Origin of the sequence: Arthrobacter sp. CAU 1506, assembly GCF_005047635.1 — a bacterium.
Lineage (GTDB): Bacteria > Actinomycetota > Actinomycetes > Actinomycetales > Micrococcaceae > Crystallibacter.
Genome location: NZ_SUKC01000016.1, coordinates 54,146 through 71,208 on the forward strand (window position 1 = coordinate 54,146; position 17,063 = coordinate 71,208).

At 66.9% G+C, this 17,063-nt stretch carries 12 protein-coding genes and 2 tRNA genes; 6 read left to right on the plus strand and 8 right to left on the minus strand.

What is annotated here, in order from left to right:
* Window positions 1-24: 24 nt before the first annotated feature.
* The 3 genes from E4J89_RS16045 to E4J89_RS16055 form a co-directional block, all read right to left on the minus strand.
* Window positions 25-4,437 carry an ExeM/NucH family extracellular endonuclease gene (locus E4J89_RS16045; protein WP_136787218.1) on the minus strand — a complete coding sequence of 1,471 codons (4,413 nt, stop codon included), beginning with the start codon at window positions 4,435-4,437 and terminating at the stop codon, window positions 25-27.
* Between the two features lie 235 nt (window positions 4,438-4,672).
* A complete protein-coding gene (locus E4J89_RS16050; RefSeq protein WP_136787220.1) occupies window positions 4,673-5,173 on the minus strand; it encodes a septum formation family protein in 501 nt (166 codons plus the stop codon).
* A gap of 255 nt (window positions 5,174-5,428) precedes the next feature.
* A tRNA-Ser gene (locus E4J89_RS16055) sits at window positions 5,429-5,516 on the minus strand.
* A gap of 90 nt (window positions 5,517-5,606) precedes the next feature.
* Between E4J89_RS16055 and E4J89_RS16060 the strand changes: the two genes are divergently transcribed.
* The 6 genes from E4J89_RS16060 to E4J89_RS16085 all read left to right on the plus strand — a co-directional run bounded on the left by E4J89_RS16060 (window position 5,607) and on the right by E4J89_RS16085 (window position 13,217).
* Window positions 5,607-6,587, plus strand: a complete 981-nt coding sequence (locus E4J89_RS16060) for an NAD(P)H-quinone oxidoreductase (protein WP_136787222.1) — start codon at window positions 5,607-5,609, stop codon at window positions 6,585-6,587.
* An 84-nt stretch (window positions 6,588-6,671) separates the two neighbouring features.
* Window positions 6,672-8,978 carry a carbon starvation CstA family protein gene (locus E4J89_RS16065; RefSeq protein ID WP_136787224.1) on the plus strand — a complete coding sequence of 769 codons (2,307 nt, stop codon included), beginning with the start codon at window positions 6,672-6,674 and terminating at the stop codon, window positions 8,976-8,978.
* On the plus strand, window positions 8,962-9,171 hold the full coding sequence (locus E4J89_RS16070; protein WP_136787225.1) for a YbdD/YjiX family protein: 210 nt from the start codon (window positions 8,962-8,964) through the stop codon (window positions 9,169-9,171). Before E4J89_RS16065 ends, E4J89_RS16070 begins: the two co-directional genes overlap by 17 nt.
* Window positions 9,172-9,301: 130 nt before the next feature.
* Window positions 9,302-9,931 (plus strand): bacterial proteasome activator family protein, encoded by a 630-nt coding sequence (locus E4J89_RS16075; RefSeq protein ID WP_136787226.1) that lies wholly within the window; start codon window positions 9,302-9,304, stop codon window positions 9,929-9,931.
* Window positions 9,932-9,935: 4 nt separating this feature from the next.
* Entirely contained in the window at window positions 9,936-10,409 is a 474-nt protein-coding gene (locus E4J89_RS16080) for a hypothetical protein (protein ID WP_136787227.1), read from the plus strand.
* A gap of 108 nt (window positions 10,410-10,517) precedes the next feature.
* Window positions 10,518-13,217, plus strand: coding sequence for a PEP/pyruvate-binding domain-containing protein (locus tag E4J89_RS16085; RefSeq protein WP_136787228.1), 2,700 nt, complete (start codon window positions 10,518-10,520; stop codon window positions 13,215-13,217).
* An 11-nt stretch (window positions 13,218-13,228) separates the two neighbouring features.
* Here the strand turns inward: E4J89_RS16085 and E4J89_RS16090 are convergent, their stop codons facing one another.
* The 5 genes from E4J89_RS16090 to E4J89_RS16110 form a co-directional block, all read right to left on the minus strand.
* A complete protein-coding gene (locus E4J89_RS16090; RefSeq protein ID WP_240691934.1) occupies window positions 13,229-14,041 on the minus strand; it encodes an arginase family protein in 813 nt (270 codons plus the stop codon).
* A 117-nt stretch (window positions 14,042-14,158) separates the two neighbouring features.
* Window positions 14,159-14,779, minus strand: coding sequence for an FMN-binding negative transcriptional regulator (locus tag E4J89_RS16095; RefSeq protein WP_136787230.1), 621 nt, complete (start codon window positions 14,777-14,779; stop codon window positions 14,159-14,161).
* A 12-nt stretch (window positions 14,780-14,791) separates the two neighbouring features.
* Window positions 14,792-15,172 (minus strand): VOC family protein, encoded by a 381-nt coding sequence (locus E4J89_RS16100; RefSeq protein WP_136787231.1) that lies wholly within the window; start codon window positions 15,170-15,172, stop codon window positions 14,792-14,794.
* 143 nt (window positions 15,173-15,315) lie between these two features.
* Window positions 15,316-15,388: transfer RNA gene (locus tag E4J89_RS16105), tRNA-Thr, on the minus strand.
* 91 nt (window positions 15,389-15,479) lie between these two features.
* On the minus strand, window positions 15,480-17,036 hold the full coding sequence (locus tag E4J89_RS16110) for an alpha/beta hydrolase (RefSeq protein ID WP_136787232.1): 1,557 nt from the start codon (window positions 17,034-17,036) through the stop codon (window positions 15,480-15,482).
* Between the last annotated feature and the right edge of the window lie 27 nt (window positions 17,037-17,063).

Consider the following 17,063-nt stretch of genomic DNA (forward strand, 5'->3'; position numbering starts at 1 on the left):
AGGGCCCGTTCGTTGACGTGCTGGCTAGCGCTTACCGCCGCCGTTGCCGCGGTCCTTGTCCATGTCCAGGCCCACGATGATCGGATCGTGGTCACTGGCCCGGTAGGGATCCGGAGCGTAGAAATTGGTGGCGTTGTAGTTGTACCGGCTGTATTCCAGCGCGATCGATTCCACCGAGTTGATGTTCCAGATGTCGGCGCCCTTGACCTTCGCGTCCGCTGCGGGCGAGGCGAAGATGTAATCCAACGAGCCAACCATGCCGCCGAAGCTGTAGCTGTGCTCGCCGGTCTTGGCGCCCTGGTCCACGTACCCGGCCTCGGTGAGGACCTTGATCGGGTCCTCCTGCGCGTAGGAGTTGAAGTCACCGGTCAGCAGCACCTTGCCGGTCCGGAACTTCTCCTGCATCTGCTCCGCGAAGCCCACCAGCGAATGCGCCTGTGCGGTGCGGGCTGCATTCCAGGCGCCCTGACCGTGGTCGGCGTTCTCACCGGAGCTCGGGCCGGAGCCCTTGGACTTGAAGTGGTTGGCGATCACCACGAAGGTATCCGACGGGCCGTTCTTGGCCTTGAACGCCTGGGCCAGCGGCTTGCGCGCGTTGGCGAAGGCTTCGGTGTCGTTGTGGATCACCGACTCCTGGACCGTCTTCACCTCGTCCTTCTTGTAGATGAAGGCCGTGCGGATGAAGTCTTCGTCCCCCAAGGCCGGCAGTTCCTCCGGTGACCGGACGTAGTCCCAGCCGCCGTGCTGCGGCCCCTTGCCGGAATGCTTGCCGTTGTGGCGGGTGTCGCCCAGATCCGCGTTCAGTGCCTTGGTCAGTGCGGCCAGGGCAGCGTCGCGGTCCTTGCCGAACTGGGCGGAGTTCTCAATCTCCTCCAGCGCCACGATGTCCGCATCCAGCGCGTTGATGGCCGCCACAATCTTGGCCTGCTGGCGTTCCAGGTTCTCCGCGTCCCAGGCGCCGCGGGCATCGCAGTTGCGGGCCGTGATCGGATTGCCATCGCGGTCGGTGAACGCACCGCACCCCGCCACCTGGTCACCGGTGGTGCTGAAGTAGTTCAGCACGTTGAACGAGGCCAGCTTGACCCCGTCCACCTGTTCCGGAGCGTCGGTGCGGGTGTTCTGGAACGACGCCGGCTGGACGCTTTCCGCGTTGTCCACCGTCAGGTGGCCCAGCGGCTGGAATCGCCAGAGATCGAACCGGTAGTCCAGCACCACGTTGGTGTCGAACGTGGCCGGGGCGCCTACCCGCACCGGATCTTCGGTGGACAGGTAGGGCAGCGGGATGTCCTTGTTGGCATCCGCGCCCAGGTAGTTGACGCTCGAGCCGTCGTCCAGCGTGACGGCCAAAGCGGCGTTCTTCTCCGTTTCGGCCCAGAACTTGTCCGAGCCGTAGGCGCCGACGGCGGTGGGCTGCACCAGCGCCGAGTCCCCGGCGGCAAGGCCGATCTCGCCGTACTGGTTCAGGGAGAAGTTGTCGGTGACGGTGAAGCCGCCCTGCGGGCTGAGCAGCATGCCCTCGAACTTCTCGCGCTCCGTCTCCGTGGCCGGCCAGCCGATGCTTGCCGCCTTCGGTGCCTCCGCGGCTTCCGTCAGGACGGTCAGGCCTTCGGCGCCGACGGTGATCTCGGTCAGGCCGTGGAACTCGCTGACCTTGCCGATGACTTCCACGAAGTCGCCGGTTTCCACGTCACCGACGGTCTCGGGGGAGTAGACGAACACGGCGTCTGAGGCGGTCCGGTCGGTGGTGTTGGTGTCGCCGCCGGTGCCTTCGGTCTGCAGGTAGTAGCCGTCGAAACCGCCGGTGGCGTAGGCCGCGGTCACCACGCCGCGGGTTGTCACGGTCTTGCCGGCCAGCGGGCTTTCCGTGCCGGTGCCCTGGATTTCAGCGATCGTCGCTGCTTCCGGCTCGGGATCACCGCCGCCGTTGTCCTCGCCGGAACCCTGCGGGGAGATGTCTGCGCTGAGGCTGAAGTCCGCCGCGTTGTTGTTGGTGTCGGTCCCGTCGGTGCGGTTCATCGACCGGACATCCGTGTTGCCCCTCGGCGACTGGGCCGCTTCGGTCTCGAACGTGTTCGAGGTGCCGTAGCCCAGCAGGTCCACAACATTGCTGCGGTCGATTACCGAACCGGTGCCCAGATCGGCCACCGCGCCGGCCTGGTTGGCCAGCAGCAGGGTGCCGTTGGTTCCGGACGGCGTCAAGGTGGTCACCAGATCCGGTTCCGGCAGCTTTTCGCCGCTGCCGCCGTTGGAGTTTGCCTGCACCAGGTAGTAGCCGCCGGCCTCGATGCTGCCGGACAGTGCTGCCACACCGGTGGGGTTTCCGGTCCCGCCTGCCGAGCGGTACTGCAGCGACCAGCCGTCCAGGCTGACCTCCGCGTCGGTGGGGTTGTACAGCTCGATGAACTTGTTCTGGAAGGCGGCTCCGGCGCTGCCGCCGGAGAGGTAGGCCTCGTTGATCACCACATGGTCGCCGCCGCTGCTGCCACCGGACTCGATGGCGGACGGCAGCCGGAGGGTGGTCCCGGACGGGGTTGCCTTGAGCTCGAAGTAACCGCCGTTCAGCGCGGCAGGCGCGGTGAACTCGATGGAGGCACCGCCGTCGGCCACCGGGAAGGTGCCCAGTTCCGTGCTGGTGCCGGCCGCGTCAACGTAGGCGAGCGCCACTTCGGTGTTGACGGGGGCGCCCAGCGAGGTCAGATCCAGCTTGGCGACCTTTACGCTGACCTGCTGGCCCGGGCTCACTGATTCCGGCGTCCCGGCCACCTGCACGGTGCGGCGGGCGAAGTCCGGGGAGAGCGGGCTGTTGTCCCGGATGTAGGCGATCCACGCGTCGCGGTCCACCAGGCCAGAGTCCCGGGTGTCCGCGCCCTCGGTGAAGACATGGAAGTTGTCGCCGCCCTGGGCCAGGAAGCTGAAGGTGCCCACCCGGTAGCCGCGCTCCGGATCCAGCGGTTCGCCGTTGACCTGGACACCGGTGATGCGCTCGCCTTCGGGCAGCGCCGGGTCGTAGGTGTAGTTGACGTTCTTGCTGAGGCCCAGCTGCAGGTAGGCACGGCTGGGCACCTCACCGGCGGCGGTGCGCTGCCATTGCTGCTCCAGCATGGTCTTGACCTGGGCGCCGGTCAGCGTGGTGGTCCACAGGTTGTTCAGGAAGGGCAGTACTCCGTTGGCCTCGGCGTAGGTGATCGTGCCGTCGGGTGCGTAGTAGAGCTCGTTGCGCAGCCCGCCGGGGTTCACTACACCGATCTCTGCGCCGCCGCGGTCGGCGGAGGCGAGGGAAGCCAGCAGCGAGTCGGCCACCAGGTTGCCCAGCGTCGACTCAGAGCCGCGGTCGTCGCGGTCCGGCTCTGTATCCGCGTCCGGACCGTCGGGCAGGAAAGCGGTGGTGATGTCGCCGGTCACCGAGCCGACCTGCTGGGCGCCGACTTCCTCGGCGTTTTCCAGTGCGGCCTGGACGATCGAGGACACTTCGGCCACCCGCGGATAAGCGGATACCAGCTCGCCGTCGGCGGTGCCGGTGCGGGGCACAACGGCGGCGGTGTGCGCCAGCACCTCGTCGGTCGCGGCGTCGTAGCTCAGCTGCACCTGGCCGATGTTCGCACCGTAGGAACCGGTCTGCACCACGGGCCGCGTTTTGCCGTCCGCACCCGGAACCGGGGCGTCGAAGCTGTAGGCCTGGTGCGTGTGGCCGTTGAAAATGACGTCCACGTCCGGGCCGGTCTCGTTCACGATTCGGCTGAACACCGCGCTCGCAGCCACCGCGCCGGCCAGATCCGTGTTCGTGTTCGCGCCTTCGTGGTAGGAAGCCATGATGACGTCGGCTTCGTCGCCGGTGCCGTCGGTCAGCTCGGCCGCCACCCGGTTGACGGCGTCCACCGGGTCGCCGAACTCCACGTCGGCGATCCCGCCCGGGGACACCAGCGAGGCGGTCTCCTCGGTGACCACGCCGACCACGCCGACGGTCACACCGTTGACCGGGACCAGTTCGTACTCGGGCAGGGCCGGTTCGGTGGTGCCGGCCCGGTACACATTGGCGCCCAGCTGGGGGTACTTGGATGCGGGGGCCACACGGTCCGTCAGGTCCTCGAAACCGCGGTCGAACTCGTGGTTGCCCACCGCCGTCGTCGCCAGTTCGAGGGCGTTGAGCACATCGATGGTCGGCTGGTCCTGCAGGGTGGAAGACGCGAAGACCGAGGCCCCGATGTTGTCCCCGGCGGAGGTGAACACTGTTCCCTCCGGGTTCTGCGCCCGAAGCTGTTCCACGGTGCCGGCGAACTTGACCGTGTTCGCGTCGATCCGTCCGTGGAAGTCGTTGATGCTCAGCAGGTTGAGTTCGACCGGATCGGCCGCATGCGCGGGTAACGCCGCGAATGGCGCCGCTACCAGGCCTGCCGTCAGGACCGCAGCCAGCGCGGTCTTCGGTGATGAAGTAGCCATTTGGCCCTATCTCTCAAGGTGGAAGTGATGATCCGCGCACCCAGGGAACGGCTGCGGCACGGCTGCACGGTGCAAGCACCGCTCCCCAGTTCAGCTGGCTGGGATGAACGGGAGGTTACCCGAGGGCCAGATGTAGCGGAATACTTCTATGAAAGAACAGCTTCAAATAGGGTGAAACGTTCGCCAAGGCTTGACAGAAAGGGCCGAGCCCGTTGCTCGGGGTGCCCGACTCGGCTTAGCGGCGGCTGTCCTTCAGCGTGCCGGTGGTTGGGGCATCCTTGGCACCCACCAGGCAGAGCAGTTCCCGGTCCTGCTCGCCGCTCCAGCTTTCCTCGGTGGGGTTCAGGTGGATCAGTTCCAGCTCGGAGTCGTCGTAGGGGACGCCGGCGAAAGCCTTGAACTCGGCCACGCAGAACTCTTCGGCCTTGGCCGCCACTTCCTCGTCGCCGGGATAGTCTCCGTCCGGCAGGTTGCTGGCCGCGAACGCCTCCAGTTCGTGGGGCTGATCGCACGGCACGAACTCCACCTCGGTGAGGCGCTCGGCACGCGGGTTGTTCAAGCAGTCACCCACTTTGATGGCGTAGGCGCCGGCGGAAGCGGCTTCGGTCACGGCTCCGGATTCATCCCGCGGCGGTTCCTGCGGGCCGCCCAACCCGCAACCGCTCAGCGCTGCCAAGAGGACGACGACGGCGGACGCCATGAGTGGGCGGCGGACAGGTGCGGGCTGGCTGGGCACGGGTTCTCCTCGGGGCTTTGATGCAACGGCTCCTAGCCGAGGTTATACCGGCGGCGCGAGGGAGGCAGAATGCTTCACTCCGGCCGGACCCCCGGTGCCACCTTCTCGCCCCGGCGCCACCGCCTTCTCGCCCCGGTGCCACCTTCTCGCCCCGGCGCTACCGCCTTCTCGCCGTTGGCACCGCCTTCGACCGCCTTCTCCCGTGGAAAAGCAGCAGGTGCCCGGGCCGGACGGCCAGGACACCTGCTGCTGAAGCGGAAGGTATGGGATTTGAACCCATGAGACGGGGTTACCGCCTACTGGTTTTCAAGACCAGCTCCTTCGGCCGCTCGGACAACCTTCCTCACCTTGTAGTCTGACACGGAGGGGTGTACCCGGGCAAAGCGCGTACGCTCAGGGTTTCCGTGTCCGGAGCAGGCGAAGGGAGGCCGGCATGAAAGCGGTTTTTTACGAGGGAGCAGGCGGGCCCGAGGTCTTGAGGCTGCGGGAGGCAGAAGCCCCGCAGCCGGCGGAGGGCGAAGTAGTCATCGATGTGGCAGCGGCCGGGGTGAACCGCGCCGATGTCCAGCAGCGCCTTGGCGTCTACCCGCCGCCGCCCGGCGCATCCGAGATTCCTGGCCTGGAGGTGTCCGGCCGCGTGTCCGCGGTCGGCGCCGGAGTCACCGCGCTGCGGGTCGGCGACGAGGTGTGCGCCCTGCTGGCCGGGGGAGGGTACGCCGAACAGGTGGCGGTCCCTGCCGGCCAGGTGCTGCCGGTGCCCCGCGGCGTGGACCTGGTGACGGCGGCGGCGCTGCCGGAAGTGGCCGCGACGGTTTTCTCCAATCTGTTTATGACCGCCGGCGTGCAGGCCGGTGAAACCGTCCTGATCCACGGCGGGGCCGGCGGCATCGGCACCATGGCCGTCCAGTTGGTCGATGCGTTCGGAGCCGTCCCGGCGGTGACGGCGGGCAGTCAGGAAAAGCTCGACGTCGCACGGGGCCTGGGCGCCGAGGTGCTGATCAACTACCGCGAGGAAGACTTCGTGGAACGGATCAAAGAGGCTACCGGCGGCCGCGGCGCGGACGTCATCCTGGATGTAGTGGGTGCCAAGTACCTGCAGCGGAACGTGGATGCCCTCGCCACGTCCGGCCGCCTGGTCGTGATCGGCCTGCAGGGCGGAGCCAAAGCGGAACTGAATCTGGGCCAGTTGATGGCCAAACGAGGCGCGGTCATCGGAACCACGCTGCGGGCCCGCCCAACGGAGGAAAAAGCCGCCATCATGCGTGCGGTTGCCGAGCATGTGTGGCCGCTGGTGGTCTCCGGGGACGTCACGCCGCAGGTGCACCGCACCTTTGCCCTGGCGGACGCTGCCGCGGCCCACGAGTACTTCGATTCGGGCGCCCACACCGGCAAGATCCTGCTCACCACCGGCTGAAACGGACCGCTCCGTTCCCTGTAGACGGCGGCGCTGCTACGGTGCATCGTTAATAGCATCGGCGTTCCACGAAGGGGGAGCATGATGAGTGAGAAACCCACCGGAGCCCTGTCCGGGCAGTCCGGAAAGGACCCGGATTCCGACCTGCTGGTGCAGGATCCGAACCTCCCGCCGGTGGCCCTGGATCCGGCCGCCGAGGCCGAGCAATACAAGTGGACGCCTACCAAGGTTGTTATTTGGGTCGCCATTGCGCTGCTGGGCGGAGTCAGCTGGAGCATGCTCGCCTTTTCGCGCGGTGAAACGATCAACGCGATTTGGTTCGTCTTCGCCGCCGTCTGCACCTATTTCATCGCCTACCGCTTCTATTCCAAGTACATCGAGAGCAAACTGACCCGTCCCAACGATCGGCGTGCAACGCCGGCTGAGTACAACGCGGACGGCAAGGATTTTGTTGTCACGGACCGCCGCGTGCTCTACGGCCACCACTTCGCCGCCATCGCAGGGGCCGGTCCGCTGGTCGGGCCCATCCTGGCCGCGCAGATGGGGTACCTGCCCGGCACCTTGTGGATCATCGTCGGTGTGGTCCTGGCCGGCGCAGTGCAGGACTACCTGGTGCTGTTCTTCTCGATGCGCCGCGGCGGCCGCTCCGTGGGCCAGATGGCGCGTGAGGAACTCGGCGTGGTCGGCGGCACGGCGGCCCTGATCGCCACGCTGGCCATCATGATCATCATCGTGGCGATCCTCGCCCTGGTGGTGGTGAACGCCTTGGGCGAATCGCCTTGGGGCGTCTTCTCGGTTTCGATGACCATCCCGATCGCCATCTTTATGGGCATCTACCTGCGGTTCCTCCGGCCGGGCAAGGTCAGCGAAGTCTCCATCATCGGTTTCGCGCTGCTCATTGCCGCCATCATCGGCGGCGGGGCGATCGCTGAAACCGGATGGGGTGCGGCTATCTTCACGCTGGACCGGACCACCATCGCGTGGGGCATCATCATTTACGGCTTCATCGCAGCGGTGCTGCCGGTCTGGCTGTTGCTCGCCCCGCGCGATTATCTCTCCACCTTCATGAAGATCGGCACCATCCTGATGCTGGCGCTGGCCATTGTGCTGGTCCGGCCGGAGATCAACGTGCCCGCCTTCAGCGAGTTCGCCGGCCGGTCCGATGGGCCAGTCGTCCCCGGGTCGTTGTTCCCGTTCCTCTTCGTGACCATCGCCTGCGGTGCGATCTCCGGGTTCCACGCGCTGATTGCTTCCGGTACCACGCCCAAGATGCTGCACAAGGAACGGCAGACCCGCTTCATTGGCTACGGCGGAATGCTGATGGAGTCCTTTGTGGCCATCATGGCGCTGGTCGCAGCCCTCTCGATCGACCGCGGCATCTACTTCGCGATGAACTCTTCGGCGGCGGCGACCGGAGGCACGGTGGAAGGCGCAGTGGCCTTCGTCAACAGCCTGGGCCTGGCGAACGTGAACCTGACGCCGGACATGCTGACCGAACTGGCCCGCAACGTCGGCGAGCAATCGGTGGTCTCGCGGACCGGTGGTGCGCCCACCCTCGCTGTCGGTCTCTCGCACATCATGCATGGGCTGATCGGCGGCGTTTCGATGATGGGCTTCTGGTACCACTTCGCCATCATGTTCGAGGCGTTGTTCATCCTCACCGCGGTTGATGCCGGAACCCGCGTGGCCCGCTTCATGCTGCAGGACACCATCGGCAATGTCCTGCCGAAGTTCAAGAACATGTCCTGGCGGCCCGGTGTCTGGATCTGCACAGCCATCATGGTGGCCGGATGGGGATACATACTCATCCTGGGCGTTACCGATCCCTTGGGCGGCATCAATACGTTCTTCCCGCTCTTCGGCATTGCCAACCAGCTGCTGGCGGCGATCGCGCTCGCGGTCTGCCTGGCCATCGCGGCCAAGCGCGGGGCGTTCAAGTACCTGTGGATCATCGCCCTGCCGCTGGCCTTCGTCACGGTGATCACCGTCTGGGCCTCGATCCTGAAGATCTTCAGCCCCGATGTGAAGGTGGGCTACTGGGCCAACAACATCGCCAACCGCAATGCCCTGGCTGCCGGCGAGACCAGCCTGGGGAACGCGAATTCGGTGGCTGACATGGAAGCGGTGGTCCGCAACACCGCGGTGCAGGGCACCCTGTCCATTATTTTCGTGATCCTGACCATCATCGTCATCACCACCGCGCTGTGGGCCACGTACAAGTCCTGGCGGCTGGGCGGGGAACCGTCACACGAGGACCCGGCGGTTGTCTCCTCCACATACGGGCCGGCGAGCCTCTTTGCCACCCGGCAGGAGAAGGAACTGGAGAAACAGTGGAACGCGCTGCCCGTCGCGACCAGACGGCAAGGACGTGGTCATGATGTCGAGCATTAACTGGCCCCAAGCGCGGCGCGGCTGGCGGAGCTTCGCCTGGTACTTCAAGGGGGTGATGGGCGAGCACGCCTACCAGGACTACCTGGAACACCACCGGCGGGAACACCCGGGCACGGAACCGATGAGCGAACGCGAATTCTGGCGGGACAAGACGGACCGGCAGGATAACAACCCGCAGGGCCGCTGCTGCTGACTCGCCAAGAACGACGGCGGTGCCCGCACCTGAGCGTTGGCCAGCAACGTTCCGGTGCGGGCACTGTTGCGTCCCGGAACTGCGCCGGATCTGGTCTGCGCCGGCTGGCTGTCTCTGGCAAGATAAAAACATGAGCGAAGAGCAGACGCCGCAGCCCGAAGAACCGGTCATCGTCGGCGCACTGTCCGGCCGGAGCCAGGAAGACGGCGAGCCGCAGCCCGGGGAAGCCGGCACCGACGCTCCGCGGGCCGGCCGCGGCGGCTCAAAACTCGCAGACCTGGTTGACGAACCGGCCAAGGTGATGCGGATCGGCACCATGGTCCGGCAACTGCTGGAAGAAGTGCGCAGCGCCCCGCTCGATGACGCGGCCCGCACCCGCTTGGCCGAGATCCACGAGCGGTCCGTCAAGGAACTTGAGGATGGGCTGGCGCCGGAACTGGTCGAGGAACTCCACCGCATCAACCTGCCGTTCACCGACGACTCCACGCCCTCGGACGCCGAGCTGCGCATTGCCCAAGCACAGCTGGTCGGCTGGCTTGAAGGCTTGTTCCACGGCATCCAGACCGCAATCGCCGCCCAGCAGGCGATTAACCAGCAAATGGCGGCGCGGATGCAGATGCGCCAACTGCCGCCGGGCACGATGATCGCGCCGGGCGTCGTGATCGGCGACGACGGCGAACCCCGCCGCGCGCCCGGAGCGGAGGGGGAGAACGCCGGCCAAAGCGGCGAACGCCACCTCGGTCCCGGGCAGTACCTCTAGCTCCGTGGCGCTCTTCGGCGCTGCCCGGCAGGCCCGCCGGGACGACAAGGACCTCGGCAAAGGCATCTGGCGCCGTGCCCATGACCGTTTCCGCCGCGCCCTCGAGCGCTACCACCAGATCCTCGAGGGAGTGCAGGACGACGCTCTCTACGGCGAGCTGCTGCCGATCGCCAACCAAATGGCCGGGCTGCTGCCCCGGGTGCGCAACTGCTGTGTGGCAGCGCAGTCCATGCATCCAACCGACGGGTTGGACATCCCGGGCGGCCCCTTGGCCGAAGTCCACCGGAGCCTGTCCAGAGCCGGCAACTCGCTGGCCGCCACTGCGCAGGCGGCAGCCATGGCCAGGCTCGGCGGCGCGCAGGGCTATGACGTCGGGGCCGAAAACGTGCGCCGCCACGCCGCCGTCGTCCTGACGGACCTGGCCGAAGCCGAGCGGCTGCTGGCCAGCCAGGAGCGCGGAGGCGCAGGGCAGCGCTAGCCAGCTTCAGCCCATCACCACCATGGCCTGTGAGGTCCGGACGTGCCATTATGTTGGCAATCAGGTGCCAGTGTGGACGGCCCGGTTCCGGGCGGAATGGACGCGCTCATGACCTACATCAACAATCTCGACGATGTGGGAGAAGGGGATCTTGCCGCGGTCGGCGGCAAGGGCGTGGGCCTGGGCGGCCTTCGTCGGGCCGGCGTTCCGGTGCCTGACGGATTTGTGTTGACCACCGAGGCCTACACGGCTTTTGTGGACGCCAACCACCTGGCGGCGCGCATCCGGGAACTGGCCATGCTGGGACCGCAGGCGGCGATGCCGGACTACCAGCAGGCCTCGGAACGGATCCGTACCCTGTTCACCGGCGGGACCATGCCGGCGGAGGTCGCCGCAGAACTCGACGCCGCCTACCGGAGTCTCGGTGACGGGGGCCCGACGGTGGCAGTGCGTTCCTCCGCTACCGCCGAGGACCTCGCTACCGCCAGCTTTGCCGGCCAACAGGACAGCTACCTGAATGTGCATGGGGCGGAGGCCTTGGCCGCGGCCGTGACCGGCTGCTGGGCTTCGCTCTGGACCGCCCGGGCCATGTCCTACCGGGCGCGCGAAGGCATCGGGCCTGAATCGGTGCGGCTGGCGGTGGTGGTCCAGCGGATGGTCAGCGCAGACGCAGCCGGGGTGATGTTTACCGCCAATCCGGCCAACGGACGCCGCGACCAGATCGTGGTCAGCGCAGCCTGGGGGCTGGGTGAATCCGTGGTCAGCGGAACGGTCACCCCGGACAACATCGTCGTCGACGCGGAGTCGGGCCACGTGCTCTCGCGTCGGACGGCGGACAAGGACACCATGACCGTCTACGCGGAGCAGGGCACCCGGGAGCAACCGGTGCCGCCGGAGCGCCGCCGCCAGCCGGTACTGGACGATCGGGACGCGGCGGCACTGGCCGGTTACGGAGCACAGATTGGGGAGCACTTCGCGGCGCCGCAGGACATCGAGTGGGCACGAACCGGTGACGGGTTCTTCTTCCTGCAGTCTCGGCCCATCACGGCGCTGCCTGAGCCGGCGGCCGAACCTCCGGATAGCTGGGCTGTGCCCTACCGGAACGGGCTCTACTTCCGCGCCAGCATCGTGGAACAGTTGCCGGACCCGCTCTCGCCGCTGTTCGCCGACATGATTGACGGCTCGGTGTCCCGGTCGCTGAGCGCGCTGATGGCCGAGGTCTTGGGAAGCAACACCATACGGGAGACCGACGTAGGACTGACCACCGTCAACGGCTACGCCTACTATTTCTACCGGAACTGGGCGATGGTCCGGTTGATGGCCAGGACGCTGCCCGCCGTCGGAGCACTGGTCCGCGGCAAGGAACATCTGGGCATTACCGGGTGGCGGGAATTCTCCCACCCGCGCTACGAGCGGGTGGTGGCGGACTGGTCAGCGAAGCCGATACCGGAGCTCTCCGGCGAGGAACTGCTACAGGGCGTGCAGTCGCTGCTGGATGCCTGCACCGTCTACTACACGGCGGTACAGTCCGTGATCCCGACCGCCGCGACCAGTGAACTCTCCTTCCGGGCGTTTTACAGCAAGGTTGTCCGCCGCAAGGAAGATCCCCCTGCAGTGACTTTCCTGCTGGGCTTCGACAGCGAACCTATCCGGGCCGAGAAGTCCCTCTACGACCTCGCGTCCTGGGCCCGCGGTGTGCCGGGGCTGGCCCCGGAACTCCTCGGTGCACCGGCAACGGCGCTGGCCGACGCGCAGCGCTCCGGGTCCCCTCCTGCCGGGTTCGATGATGCACTGTGGCGGCAATGGCAGCCACGGTTCCAAGCCCACCTCGACCGGTTCGGCCATGCGGTCTACAACCTCGACTTCGTTCATCCGGTGCCGGCCGACGATCCTTCGCCGCTGCTGGAAACGGTAAAGTTTTACCTGCGCGGACAGGGCCAGGACCCGTATGAGCGGCAGCGAATGTCGGCCGCCCGCAGGGAGGACCACACCAGCCGCATTGCCGCCCGGCTGGGACGGACCCGCCGGGCCGCCGCCTTCTTCCGGCTGCTGCGCTGGGCGCAGAAGGCCGCACCCATCCGCGAGGACGCCTTGGCCGACGTCGGTCTGGCCTGGCCGCTGATCCGGCGGATGCTGCTGGAGTTAGGACAACGGCTGGCCGTCGCGGCAGTGATTGCAGAGCCCGCCGACGTGTTCTGGCTGCGTCATCGGGAACTGGTTAGCGCCGTCGACTTCGGCCTCGCCGCACCGCGGACCCGGGAAGTTCGGGAAGACCAGGGCGTTCCGGAGCCTCCCGGCACGTCTCCGGTGGCCATTACCGGAGCGGACCGCCCGGTCCGGGCCGACGCCGTCGAGAAGCGCAAGATGTTGTGGCGTGGGCAGCTCAAGGCAGCCGCCCCGCAAATGCTGCCGGAGAGCAGGCTGATGGACCGGGCCTTCGGGTCAATGATGCCCGCACGTACCCAGCAGGCCGGCGGCACCATCAAAGGAATTGGAGCCAGTCCCGGCCGGGTCAGCGCCTCCGCACAGGTCCTCGAGGGGCCGGAGGACTTCGCCCGGATGACGCCCGGAGACGTCCTGGTTGCCCGCATCACCACGCCCGCCTGGACGCCGCTGTTCGCGATGGCCTCGGCCGTGGTCACCGATGTCGGCGGCCCCTTGAGCCACAGCTCCATCGTGGCGCGGGAATACGGCATTCCCGCAGTGCTTGGCACGGGCGTGGCCACCCAACGCATCGCCAGCGGCGAGCAGATCCACGTCGACGGTGATGCCGGCACCGTCACGATCGAGCACCCGGCCGCTACCTAGGCCCTGCCGCTCTAGCGGTGCAGTTCCACCGGCTGCTGCAGGTGCTGGAAGGTCTCCACGATGAGCTCGACGCTCAGCGCTTCAGGAACGTCCGGGTCGCCGGCCTCGAACTCGGCCAGCTCGACGCCGCGGATGCTCTCACTGGGCAGCGCCGCGAAGATCGCCGCGACCTGGCGGGGCAGCAGTCCGGAAGGAATCTTGTAGGCGGCGGGAATGTAGCCGGGCTCGAGCACATCCCAGTCCACATGGATCCAGACGGGGCGGCCGGCCACCAGCTCCTGCACGGCCTCGGGGGAGGCATCTTCCGGTGACAGGATGGTGACCCCGGCATGCTGGAGCAGGTCCATCTCGGCGGCGTCGATGTCTCGTGCGCCGACCAGGATCACGTTCTCGGGATCCACGGTGCCGCCATGGCCGCTGTCCCACAGGCCGCAGGCGCCGGCCAGTGCCATCCCGCCCAGGTAGCCGGACTCGGTGGTGTCCGGGGTGTTGAAGTCCCCATGGGCATCGATCCACAGGACCGCCGCGTCGGGGTACCTTTCCGCTGCCACCGGCAGGGTGGCCAGGCTGGCCGCACAGGTGTTGGTGACCAACAGCGGGACCTCATGGGCGTCCAAGGCCGAGCCGACGGCGGCGGCGAGTCCGCGCAGGGTGTCCGCGGCCTGGTCAAGGGCCGGCCGCCAGTCGTCCTGGGCCGCCGGCGAGGGCTGACCCACAACGGTCGGCTCGATCGACAGGTGCTCGGCCAAGGCGTGTCCGGCCTTCCGCGCCCCAACGAGGGCGCCGTCGGTACGATCGGCGACCCTGCCTTGATTGATGATCACGCGGTAGTCCAAGATTGTCCTTCTTTCTCAACACGGCTTCAGGGCCGGCTAGGCAGCGCGGGCTTCTCCATTCTTCCTGAAGCTGTGACGGCCACCGAAACGCGAACGCCTCGGGGCCTAACCTCGCTCCCCGGCGGACGGGGCGTGCGTTCGTCGCATCTCTTGGGCCAGGGCAGGGTTGTGATGCTCCAGCTGGGCGATCACGTTCTGCACCACGCCGGGCTGCTTGTTCTGGCTGAGCTTCGCCCTCGCATCGAATCGTTCCACGAGCATCCGCAGCCCCACCGTTCCCTTGGCGGTGCGGCGGGTTCGCTCTTCGTCCTCGCTGAGGTGCCGGCCTTCCGGGTGGTGCTGCTCAAAGTGGTCGGTGAGGCGAGTGAGCATGTCGTAGTTTTCGTCGTCGCTGAGGATTTCCGGCGTTCCGTACAAGTGCGCGGTGACGTGGTTCCACGTGGGAATCAGATCGCCCGGCGCATACCAGCTGGGCGAAACGTAGTCATGCGGACCCTGGATGATGACGAGGAATTCGTGGCTGCCAAGCTCGTGCAAAGCGTCGTCGGGGCGGCCAAAGTGGCTGACGATGGTGATCTCGTCCCGGTCTTCCTCGAGCAACACGGGGTAGTGGGAGGCAACCAGGCCGTTGCTTGTCGCGGAGACGAAGGTGGCCCAAGGGTTGTTCCGGATCAGCCGCTTGACCTCGTTCGGATCGGTCATCAGGTAGACAGGGGCGTGCCGCATCAGGGAGTTTCCTTACAACCGGTGGCCGAAGCGCAGGAGATTGCCATCAGGATCAATATGCGCGCCTTCACGGATTCCGTAATCGGTATCAGAGGGTTCGACGTTCATGCCTCCTGGCGCGGTGGACCAGCGTCGCCAAACGGTGTCCGCGTTGCTGACATCTACATAGGCACAGCCCGCAGTAGTGTGCGGGTCATGTTCAGGATTGCGCGATACATGCAGTTCGACTGGCCCCAACGCCGCAAATCCGTAGTCCTCGTCATGGGCTTCGACATCGAACCCGAGACTGCGATAGTGCTCCAGCCATTGCCCCACGTTGGCAGTCGAGAACACAGGCGCGACGGATCGCAGGACTACCGGCTCCTCATCGGCGGCCGTATGGGTTGCCTTCATTCCCTGATGCTCGTTGAGACGAACACAAGGCGTCAAGTAAGCCGCGTCGCACGTCGCCTTCGGGCATTGCATCCACCAGCAGCTCGTGCCGGCAGATAGAGGAAACCCCGCCACATCGGTGATGTGACGGGGTTTTCGATGGGAGCCCCCTGCCAGAATCGAACTGGCGACCTTTTCATTACGAGTGAAACGCTCTACCGACTGAGCTAAGGAGGCGGGACGCCGCACCGTTGCCGGGCTGAATCCACGAAGAACAACTATATGGGAGCCGTGGCGGGCCGGTCAAAACGGACCGGCCCGCGGTGGCCTAGGAACAGACCTTGCCTTCGGCAGGCATGGTGCCGTCGGCGAAGTAGCTGTCCACAGCGTCGCGGATGCAGGTGTTCCCGCGCCCGTACGCCGTGTGTCCCTCGCCCTCGTAGGTCAGCAGCGTGGCTGACTGCAGCTCCGCGGCCATGGATTCGGCCCACTCATAGGGAGTGGCCGGATCCCCGGTGGTACCGACCACCAGGATGGGGGCGGCGCCCTCGGCATGGATCGGGGCGCGTTCACCCGTTGGTTCGTACGGCCAGTCCCTGCAGTTCGCCCCGCCGAAGGCCAGGTAACGGCCAATGGTGGGGGAGGCCTGCTCCAGTTCCTTGGCGTCCTGGCGCATGCCGGCCAGATCGCTCACCATCGGGTAGTCCAGGCAGTTGATCGCGGTGAACGCGTCCGTGGTGTTGTTGGTGTAGTGGCCGTCCTGATCGCGACCGGCGCCGGCGTCAGCCAGCAACAGCATGCTGCTGGGGTCGCCCCGGAACGCGGTGGTCAGGGCCTGGGTCAGGACCGGCCAGCTAGCGTCGTCGTACAGCGGGACCAGCAGGCCGGAGACGAAGGTGCCGACGGGCACCAGGCGTCCGTCGGGCGCGGTGAGCGGGCTCTCTTCAACGGAGCGGATCAGATCCCGCAATTGCTCAACGGCGTTGTCCACGCTGCCACTCATCGGGCAGCCGTCGTTGTCCAGGCAGTACGCCGCGTAGGCGTGGATGGCGTCCTCGAAAGCGGCTGCCTGGCCCAGCGTGACCTGCTCGTTGCTCAGCGCGGGATCCAGCGCGCCGTCGAGCACCATCCGTCCCGTCCGTTCCGGGAAGAGCCCGGCATAGGTGGCCCCCAGGAAGGTGCCGTAGGAGAAACCGAGGTAATTGAGCTTTTCATCGCCGACCACTGCGCGGAGGATGTCCATGTCCTTGGCGGCACTGACCGTATCCACATGACCCAGCACCGGTCCGGTTTTCTCGGCGCACTGGGCCGCGAGCTTGGCGGCGTCGTCGATGGCCCGCTCGATGTCCGCGTCCGAATCGCGGTTGTAATCCGTCTGCCGGGCCTCGTCCCGTTCGGCGTCGGTCTGGCAGGTCACCGGCGCGGAGCGCTGTACGCCGCGCGGGTCGAAGCCCACCAGGTCGTATTCGCTGCGGAGCCGCTCGGAGAACATCGTCTGCAGGCCGTCCCGCAGCAGGTCGTAGCCGGAGGCTCCGGGACCGCCCGGGTTGACCAGGATGGACCCCTGGGCCGAGCCGCCGGCGTCGCTGCGGATCGCCGCGATCTTGATTTTGTCGCCGCCAACATCCGCGTAGTCCAGCGGCACCTCGATCTCGGCGCACTCCAGGCCGTTCTCACACGGCTTCCAATCGACGTCCTGGGTGTAGAACGGCATCAGCTCTTCGGCTACACCGTTGGTCACCTTGGCCGGGTCGGCCGGCTCACGCGGCTGTTCGGGCGCGATGACCGAACAGCCCGTGCCCAGCAGAAGGACGACGGCGGCCAGCACCGCCGCGGCGGAATGGCGCAGCTTTGTTGCGGGGTGCCTGTGGCTGGTGCTGGGCATGCGGGCGGCTCCTGGTTAGTGCTGCGG